This is a genomic window from Hominilimicola sp., assembly GCF_046972485.1.
GTDB lineage: Bacteria > Bacillota > Clostridia > UBA1381 > UBA1381 > Hominilimicola > Hominilimicola fabiformis.
This window is the reverse complement of record NZ_JBKVWU010000098.1, coordinates 1-8,264: the sequence shown is the minus strand read 5'-3', so window position 1 is coordinate 8,264 and position 8,264 is coordinate 1. Positions and strand designations below refer to the sequence as shown.

At 38.6% G+C, this 8,264-nt stretch carries 8 protein-coding genes and 1 pseudogene; 6 read left to right on the top strand and 3 right to left on the bottom strand.

Going from position 1 to position 8,264, the window contains the following annotated elements:
• Nucleotides 1–296: pseudogene (locus tag ACLTU0_RS09250) on the bottom strand (IS3 family transposase); the annotation flags it as partial.
• A 52-nt stretch (nucleotides 297–348) separates the two neighbouring features.
• Between ACLTU0_RS09250 and ACLTU0_RS09245 the strand changes: the two are divergent.
• The 6 genes from ACLTU0_RS09245 (at nucleotide 349) to ACLTU0_RS09220 (ending at nucleotide 5,543) form a co-directional block, all read left to right on the top strand.
• Entirely contained in the window at nucleotides 349–1,152 is an 804-nt protein-coding gene (locus tag ACLTU0_RS09245; RefSeq protein ID WP_412322157.1) for an SDR family oxidoreductase, read from the top strand.
• Nucleotides 1,153–1,294: 142 nt separating this feature from the next.
• The gene (gene larB, locus ACLTU0_RS09240) at nucleotides 1,295–2,053 is read left to right on the top strand and encodes a nickel pincer cofactor biosynthesis protein LarB (RefSeq protein WP_117966558.1); all 759 of its coding nucleotides are present in this window, start codon (nucleotides 1,295–1,297) and stop codon (nucleotides 2,051–2,053) included.
• On the top strand, nucleotides 2,050–3,318 hold the full coding sequence (gene larC, locus ACLTU0_RS09235; RefSeq protein ID WP_022229759.1) for a nickel pincer cofactor biosynthesis protein LarC: 1,269 nt from the start codon (nucleotides 2,050–2,052) through the stop codon (nucleotides 3,316–3,318). The genes larB and larC overlap by 4 nt, the downstream gene beginning before the upstream one ends.
• Nucleotides 3,308–4,111, top strand: a complete 804-nt coding sequence (gene larE / locus ACLTU0_RS09230; protein ID WP_022229760.1) for an ATP-dependent sacrificial sulfur transferase LarE — start codon at nucleotides 3,308–3,310, stop codon at nucleotides 4,109–4,111. The genes larC and larE overlap by 11 nt, the downstream gene beginning before the upstream one ends.
• A 340-nt stretch (nucleotides 4,112–4,451) precedes the next feature.
• The gene (locus tag ACLTU0_RS09225; RefSeq protein WP_412322158.1) at nucleotides 4,452–4,958 is read left to right on the top strand and encodes an NAD(P)-dependent oxidoreductase; all 507 of its coding nucleotides are present in this window, start codon (nucleotides 4,452–4,454) and stop codon (nucleotides 4,956–4,958) included.
• A gap of 3 nt (nucleotides 4,959–4,961) precedes the next feature.
• Entirely contained in the window at nucleotides 4,962–5,543 is a 582-nt protein-coding gene (locus ACLTU0_RS09220; protein WP_022229762.1) for a dipicolinate synthase subunit B, read from the top strand.
• Between the two features lie 55 nt (nucleotides 5,544–5,598).
• Here the strand turns inward: ACLTU0_RS09220 and ACLTU0_RS09215 are convergent, their stop codons facing one another.
• Together ACLTU0_RS09215 and ACLTU0_RS09210 are read right to left on the bottom strand one after the other, a co-directional pair.
• Nucleotides 5,599–5,946, bottom strand: coding sequence for an Hpt domain-containing protein (locus ACLTU0_RS09215; protein WP_412322156.1), 348 nt, complete (start codon nucleotides 5,944–5,946; stop codon nucleotides 5,599–5,601).
• A gap of 31 nt (nucleotides 5,947–5,977) precedes the next feature.
• On the bottom strand, nucleotides 5,978–7,993 hold the full coding sequence (locus ACLTU0_RS09210) for a diguanylate cyclase (protein ID WP_412322154.1): 2,016 nt from the start codon (nucleotides 7,991–7,993) through the stop codon (nucleotides 5,978–5,980).
• Nucleotides 7,994–8,264: the final 271 nt, after the last annotated feature.

Here is an 8,264-nt window from a genome sequence, read left to right as displayed (position 1 = left end):
ATATCTCTTGATACATATTCTACACCTTCGCCAAGAGAAAAGCAACGCTTAATTGTCTCTAATTTTAAACTTGTATCAGGAATACGAGGATGATTTGGTTTATTAATATATTTTTGTTTGATTATATATTCTTTATCAAGTGAACCATGATAATCGGTAATGTCTGCTATTTTCTTTCTGTACCACTCATACAAGGTATGCCTTGATGGATAACCAAGAAGTGTTACTACTGCTTGTACTGATCCCAATCGTTCAAATTCCTTCAACGCTCGCTCTTTCTGTTCTTTTGTATACATTTATTTTACTCCTTTAGGAGTCCAAGAATATGTCCGCACCCCCATTACAGGAGTGTCAAGCGGTTTCGGATATGAAATGACAAAACAGTTGCTTGAAAAAGGTGATGTCGTAATCGGAACAGTTAGGAATACTACAAAGGTTGAGGATTTAATACAAAAATATCCTGTAAATTTTGATTGCCGTATTCTTGACGTGACAGATGTAGCGGCAGTGCAACAGACGGTAAAAGAATCATTTGAAAAGCACGGTAAAATTGATGTTGTTGTAAGTAATGCAGGCTACGGCTTGTTTGGATGTGCAGAGGAATTGTCGGATGATGAAATCAATCACATCATTGCAACTAATTTGACAGGCTCAATTCAGCTTATAAAAACTTCACTTCCTTATTTAAGAAAACAAGGCGGCGGAAGAATTATTCAATTGTCATCATACGGCGGTCAGGTTGCATATCCAGCAAATTCAATGTACCATGCCACAAAATTCGGCATTGAGGGATTCTGTGAAGCTGTTGCACAGGAAGTGGCACAGTTTAATATTGGTGTAACCATTGTAGAGCCGGGAGGTGCGAGAACAGAATTCCGTTACGGCAGTGCAAAGGTTGCAAATCTTATGGACGAGTATGAAAGCTGTCATGGCTTTTTGAATATGCTTGACGCGTCAAAGGGACTTGCACCCGGAGATCCGGCAAAAATGGCACAACGCATAATTGAAAGCGTTGATATGGAAAAAGCACCGCTTAGAATGGTGCTCGGCTCACAAGCACTGTCGGCAACGATTGAAAGATTAAAAGAAAGAATTGCGGATTACGAAACACAAACAGAACTTGCCACTTCGACAGATATAAAAGGAGAGTAGTTAAACATTAGTCGATTTGAGGTTAATTCTTGGGTTGATGAATTAAATAAATAATGATATAATAAAAGTGAATAATCAGCAAAATTAAGCGACTTCGCCGCAAAATGCGGCAAGCCGCATTTTGTGCGTTGAAGGTGAATTTATGGAACAGAACGAAATCAGAAAATTATTGCAAAATGTTGCAAACGGAGATATTTCGGTTGACGACGCATTGCTTCATATAAAAAATGAGCCGTTTGAGGATTTGGGATATGCAAAACCTGATTTTCACAGAAAAATGCGTCAGGGTGTATCGGAAGTGATTTACGGCGCAGGAAAAACCGCCGAACAAATAATAGGAATTTCAAAATCATTTGCCAAGCATGGACAAAAAGATATTTTAATTACAAGACTTGACAAAACAAAGGCAGAGAAAATCAACAAAGAAATTCCGCTTGATTATCACGATACGGCAAATATCGGTATTATCGGCTCTATGCCGAAAGAACGTGTCGGGAAAATTGTTATAGCAACGGGCGGAACAAGTGATATACCTGTTGCGGAGGAAGCGGCAATTACAGCTGAAATGCTTGGCAACAATACTGTACGTCTGTATGATGTCGGCGTTGCCGGTATCCACAGATTGCTTACGCATACGGAAGAAATAATGACCGCTCGTGTTGTTATTGCAATCGCAGGAATGGAGGGCGCACTTGCAAGCGTTATCGGCGGACTTGCGGATTGTCCTGTTATAGCTGTTCCGACAAGCGTGGGTTACGGTGCGTCTTTCGGAGGTATAGCGGCACTTTTGTCAATGCTTAATTCATGTGCAAGCGGCGTAAGCGTTGTAAATATCGATAATGGTTTCGGAGCGGCATTTCAAGCAAGTATGATAAATCATATGGGAGGACTTAATGAATGAAAACTTTATATATTGAATGTAATATGGGTGCGGCAGGTGATATGTTGATGTCTGCATTGTTGGAGCTGCACCCAAATGCAGAGGATTTTTTGAATAGGTTAAATGCACTTGGTATTCCGAATGTGACCGTAAGTAAGACGTCAAGCGTGAAGTGTGGCATAACGGGAACACATGTAGATGTAAGCGTAAACGGTGAACATGAGGACGAGCATATGCACGAACACCACGACCATCATGAACATCACGACCACCATGAGCACCACGAACACGAGCATCACGACCATCATCATGAGCATCACCACCACCATCACCATACGGGTATGCACGAAATCGAACATATCATAGAACATTTTGATGTTCCCGAAAATGTACGCACAGATATATTGGCGGTATATCATTTGATTGCGGAGGCTGAAAGCCACGCACATGGTTGTGAAATCAATCAAATACATTTTTACGAGGTTGGACAAATGGATGCAGTAGCGGATATTACAGGCGTCTGTATGCTGATAAATGAGTTGGGTATTGATAAAATTATCGCTTCACCAATCCATGTCGGTTGCGGTCAAGTGCAGTGTGCGCATGGAATATTGCCTGTTCCTGCACCGGCAACGGCATATATATTAAAGGATATTCCGATTTACGGCGGAAGTGTTCATGGTGAATTGTGTACGCCGACAGGTGCGGCACTTTTGGCACATTTTGCAGACGAGTTTGGCAATATGCCTGTTATGCGTGTTTCAAAAATAGGGTACGGAATGGGTAAAAAGGACTTTGATACGGCAAATTGTATTCGTGTTATGCTCGGTGAAACGGAAAGTGAAGCACAACAGGTTTTAGAGTTGAAATGTAATATTGACGATATGACTGCGGAGGGAATCGGCTATGCAACAGAGCAACTTCTGAAATTGGGAGCGGTTGACGTGTTTACCGTGCCAATCGGTATGAAAAAGAACCGCCCGGGAACTTTGCTTTCATGTATCTGCAAAATTTCGGACAAGGAAACAATAGTAAATGCAATATTCAGATACACTTCTACAATAGGTATTAGACAAAATATTTGTGAACGTTACATACTTGAAAGAACAGAAAACACAGTAAAAACAAAGTATGGAGATGTTCGTGTTAAACAGTCGGAGGGGTATGGCGTAAAACGTGTAAACACCGAATATGACGACGTTGCAAAAATTTCGGACGAACTTGGTATTTCCATAAGCGAAACACGCAGATTGATAGGAGAGGAATTAGAGAAAAATGAACAGTAAGTATGAGAAAATGATAGAGAATTTGAAATCGTTGGGCAGTGTCGCAGTGGCATTTTCCGGCGGCGTGGATTCTACGTTTTTGCTAAAGGCGGCAAAGGAAGCACTCGGAAATAATGCTCTTGCCGTTACGGTACGCTCATGTATAATTCCGAGTAATGAATTTTGCGAATCGGAGGAATTTTGCAAAAGTGAAAATATTCGTCATATTATTTGTGATGTCAACCCACTTGATATAGACGGTTTTGCGGATAATCCGACAAATCGTTGTTATATCTGCAAAAAGGAAATATTCAGCCTTATAAAGAAAGTCGCCGTAGAAAACGGTGTAAATGCGGTTGCGGAAGGCTCAAACCTTGATGATAACGGCGACTATCGTCCCGGTATGAAAGCAATTCATGAATTGGGAGTATTAAGCCCTCTGCAAACGGCAGGATTTACAAAACAGGAAATTCGAGATGTATCCGAAGAACTCGGACTTCCTACTTGGAATAAACCGTCTTTCGCTTGCCTTGCTTCACGTTTTGTGTACGGTGAAAAAATCACCGCTGAAAAACTTGAAAGAGTCGGAAAAGCGGAACAAATATTGCGCAATTCAGGATTTAAACAGTTTAGAGTTCGTATTCATGGCGATATTGCCCGAATAGAATTGCTGCCGGAGGACTTTGAAAAAATGCTTGAAATGAGAGAAGAATTATATGCGAGTGTAAAAGCTCTTGGCTTTTCTTATGTGACTATGGATTTACAAGGTTATCGTACAGGTAGCATGAACGAAGTAATTGCGACTGATAAATAATGAACTGTACGAAAATATCGTACAGTTGAAAATGAATATACACCCAAACAAACCGCACCGATAAGCTGTTTCGATGCATTTGTTTGAAACTGAAAAAACGGTGAAGCATTAGATAAAATGCAGGCGAATTTAAAGCACAAAAAGATTTATGCGAACGGGATAAAGAAAGAGCGTGACTGCAAGTAGGAGAAAACAGGCAAGCTGATGAACCGCCTCCAATTAGTTAGATTTTGGGTCTGACTTTTGGGGGCGGTTCAATAAAGCTTGTCTTTATTTATTGTTATATTAGATTACAATATATCATTTTATTTTGTGTATGACTTTCTGAGCATTTAAACATATCAATAGCCATATCCCTAATGCCGTTCCTACGGCAGAGGGAGCGATTGAGATAGCGATTACGGAAACACCATTTACAATTCACGGAAGTAAAAGCCTTGTTTTAGGTTATGGTAAAATCGGAAAAATATTATCAAAGGATTTATATGCCCTGGGTGCTCAAACATATGTGGAGGCACGAAAATATGCCGATCTTGCCATGATTGAGGGACATGGATATGAGCCGTTGCCGCTTGACAACTTAAAAGACCACATACACGAATTTGATATAATTTTCAACACTATACCTTCGCTGATTTTGGACGATGAAATTTTAACAAAAGTCAAAAAAGACGCTCTTATTATCGACCTTGCCTCCAAACCGGGGGGAATTGATTTTGACGCCGCAAAAACATACGGTTTAAAAGTAATTTGGGCATTGTCGTTACCGGGTAAAATTGCTCCCGTTTCGTCCGGAGCAATTATCAAAGACACGATTATGAATATTATCAAAGAATTGGGGGTGTAATAAATGGATTGGGAAAATAAAACCATTGGTTTTGCAATGTGCGGTTCATTCTGCACTTTCAAAAAAGCAATGGGGGTACTTGAAAAGCTCACGCAAACCGGTGCGAATGTTATACCTATTATGAGTGAGATGTCTTACAACACCGACACGCGATTTGGCAAAGCAGAAGATTTTCGTACCAACATAACAAATCTAACCGGCAACAACATTATATGCTGTGTTAAAGACGCAGAGCCGATTGGCCCGAAAAACTTACTCGACCTACTTGTTGTACTGCCATGCACGGGAAACACTCTTGCAAAAATTGCAAACGGAATTGCCGACACATCTGTTACCATGGCAGTAAAAGCACATTTAAGAAACCAAAAGCCCGTACTTTTAGCAGTATCCACCAACGACGGACTCGGTACTGCCGCTAAAAATATAGGAACACTTCTAAACTGCAAAAATCTATATTTTCTGCCTTTCTCACAAGATGACTACATAAAAAAGCCGAACTCACTTGTAGCCGACTTTGAAAAATTACCCGACGCGGCAATCGCCGCCTTTGAGGGCAGACAGCTCCAGCCTGTGCTGGGCTTTTAATATAGATTCCGTATGACAAAGAATACCGACTTCTGTTTGAAGTCGGTATTTTAAATTAATCAATTTCTTTGATTTTTGCAATCAGATCCGTATACAGTCTTTCAACTGCATTATACAATTCGTCACAATTATCAATGACCCTGCTTCTGAGTTTTTCTGTAAGTTTATAGCTTGCCTCATACAGTCTTTCAAAGCCCAAATTTGAGCAAACACCTTTTAGCGTATGTATTGCACAAAAAGCCTTTTCAGCGTCATTTTTTTTTAAGCCGTCTTTCAAATCATTAAAAGATGGATCTTCAGGGAACTTAAAAACAAACTTTTTAATCATATCTTCATCACAAAGTCTTTTGATAACGTCTTTATAATCTGAATCAATTTGCTCATAAAACTCTTTTAATGTCATCTGTTTTTCTCCTTTGTTTTTCTCCTTTGTTTTATAATGTATTCATGTTCATATCTCGTTCTATTTCCTGAATTGTTTTTTTATACGTTTCCTTTTTCACAGAACCACTGCCGTCAAGTTCGGTTTTTATTCTGTCTTGAATTTCAACCAGACATTCCAAAAGCAATGGATTAAATGCACCATATTCGCCGTTTAAAATCATTTCCATAGCCTTTTCATGTGAAAATGCTTTCTTATATACACGCTCACTCACAAGTTCGTCATATACATCTGCTATTGAAACAATTTGAGCCGATATAGGAATTTCATCACCCTTCAAGCCGTCGGGATAACCCTTACCGTCATATCGTTCGTGATGCCAACGGACTATCTCACAAGCCGTTTTTACCAACGGTTCGTCTTGATACAATTCAAGATTTTTCAGCATTTTCTCACCTATCACGGTATGTTCTTTCATAATCTCATATTCTTCTTTTGTAAACTTGCCGGGTTTATTCAATATTTCTTCCGGAATACCGATTTTTCCTATATCATGAAGTACCGAACCATTTGTTATATAAAAACGTTTTGACCATGAAAGATAATACTTATCCGTTTTTTGAACAATTTTTTCCAAAAGCATTCCGGTCAGTGTGCTTATATTTCTGACGTGCATACCGCTCTCACTGTTTCTGAATTCAACGATTTGGCTCAGTATGCCTATCATCATTTTATTGTTTTTCTCTTTTTCATAAACTTGATCGGTTATCAAATTTATAAGCCGTCTTTGTTTAGCGTACAATTTTATAGTGTTTAAAACACGCTGATAAACAATCTTTGCGTCAAACGGTCTGCTTATATAATCCGACACACCCATTTCATATGCGCGTCTTATATATTGATTAGAATCTTCGCTTGAAATCAGAATTACAGGAATATCTTCAATCCAATTATTGTTATTCATATAATTAAGCACTTCAAAGCCGTCCATACCCGGCATAACAATATCAAGCAAAATAATATCTATACCGGTGCCGTACTTTTCGATTATTTCAAGACATTCTTCGCCGCTTGCCGCATTGATGATCTCATAATCCGATTTCAGCACTTCCGTCAAAATCATTCTGTTCATATATGAATCGTCAACCACAAGCACGCGTTGTCGGTCTTTTACTTCTGATTCATTGTCAATGACGCCAAACTCATTTTCTTCGGTTACAACCATACCTTTTTGTTGGCTTTTTGCCTGCAACATCAACTTATCGGCACGGTACATAGCCGATTCAATCGTTTCGTTATGAGTCATAACTCCGCCTATGCTGACAGACAAACGTATTTTTGAATATCCGTCAACCTTAGCCTCTTTGATTCTTGTTCGTATCTGTTGAAGTTTTTTATTAAAGATATTGCTATGTATACCCGGGAGCACAAGTAAAAATTCATCTCCGCCAAGACGAATAATCTTATCTGAACTTCTTATACATTTTTTGATTGCGCTGACGATCGTTTCAAGTGCCATATCTCCTGCGTTGTGACCGTAGAAATCATTATAAAGTTTGAAATCGTCTAAATCAATCATTGCGACACCGACATTTTCATTCAAATCTTTAATATTATCTTCGTAATAACGTCTGTTGTAAACACCTGTCAGAGGGTCGCGATAAAGTTCGTTTTTGTAACCGGTTAAGTTATTCATTAGAATTCTTCTGCCATCGTTATCTATAAGATTTTCATTGTCGAGACGGTGTATCATTTCCATAACGCAAGGTACTCCGTCAATCTCCAAATACTTTGCAATTATTTGATATACATCATTTTCTAAACATTCAAGCTTTGTATATTGCTTTTTTTGGGTCAAAGCTTTTTCGGACACACAGTTTTCACATTGCTTGTCCTTGTTCCAAAAATCATAACATCTGCACATATTCTCATTAAGTTCCGGTTCTTGACCGCATTTCATTCTGCGAATATCTGTGGATTTTATAATTCGTACAACATCAAAAACTTCTCTGTAAATTTTCATTTTTTCTTCAGCCTGTTTAGTTGTCAATTTTATATTTGAATCCATTAATTTACCTCCTCATTATAATATCAAACTAAACAATAACAAAATATACCAATTTAGGCTAAGTGCTTTTGTAAAATTAATCCTTTTTATGGAATTTAAAATTTTTTTCGCTACTTTATTGTATAATATTATACGAAAAAAGTCAACATTTATAACTGCATTTATCGCCGTCTTTTGAACTTTTATGCAATTTTGCATTAAAAAAGCGACTACCAAGTGAACCGACCCCCAAAAGTTAGACCAAAAATCTAACTATTGGGAGGTCGGTTTT

Coding starts and splice junctions, on each gene's coding strand:
- larB (WP_117966558.1), top strand. CDS start 1,295: ATGGAACAGAACGAAATCAGAAAATTATTGCAAAATGTTGCAAACGGA.
- larC (WP_022229759.1), top strand. CDS start 2,050: ATGAAAACTTTATATATTGAATGTAATATGGGTGCGGCAGGTGATATG.
- larE (WP_022229760.1), top strand. CDS start 3,308: ATGAACAGTAAGTATGAGAAAATGATAGAGAATTTGAAATCGTTGGGC.
- ACLTU0_RS09220 (WP_022229762.1), top strand. CDS start 4,962: ATGGATTGGGAAAATAAAACCATTGGTTTTGCAATGTGCGGTTCATTC.
- ACLTU0_RS09215 (WP_412322156.1), bottom strand. CDS start 5,946: ATGACATTAAAAGAGTTTTATGAGCAAATTGATTCAGATTATAAAGAC.
- ACLTU0_RS09210 (WP_412322154.1), bottom strand. CDS start 7,993: ATGGATTCAAATATAAAATTGACAACTAAACAGGCTGAAGAAAAAATG.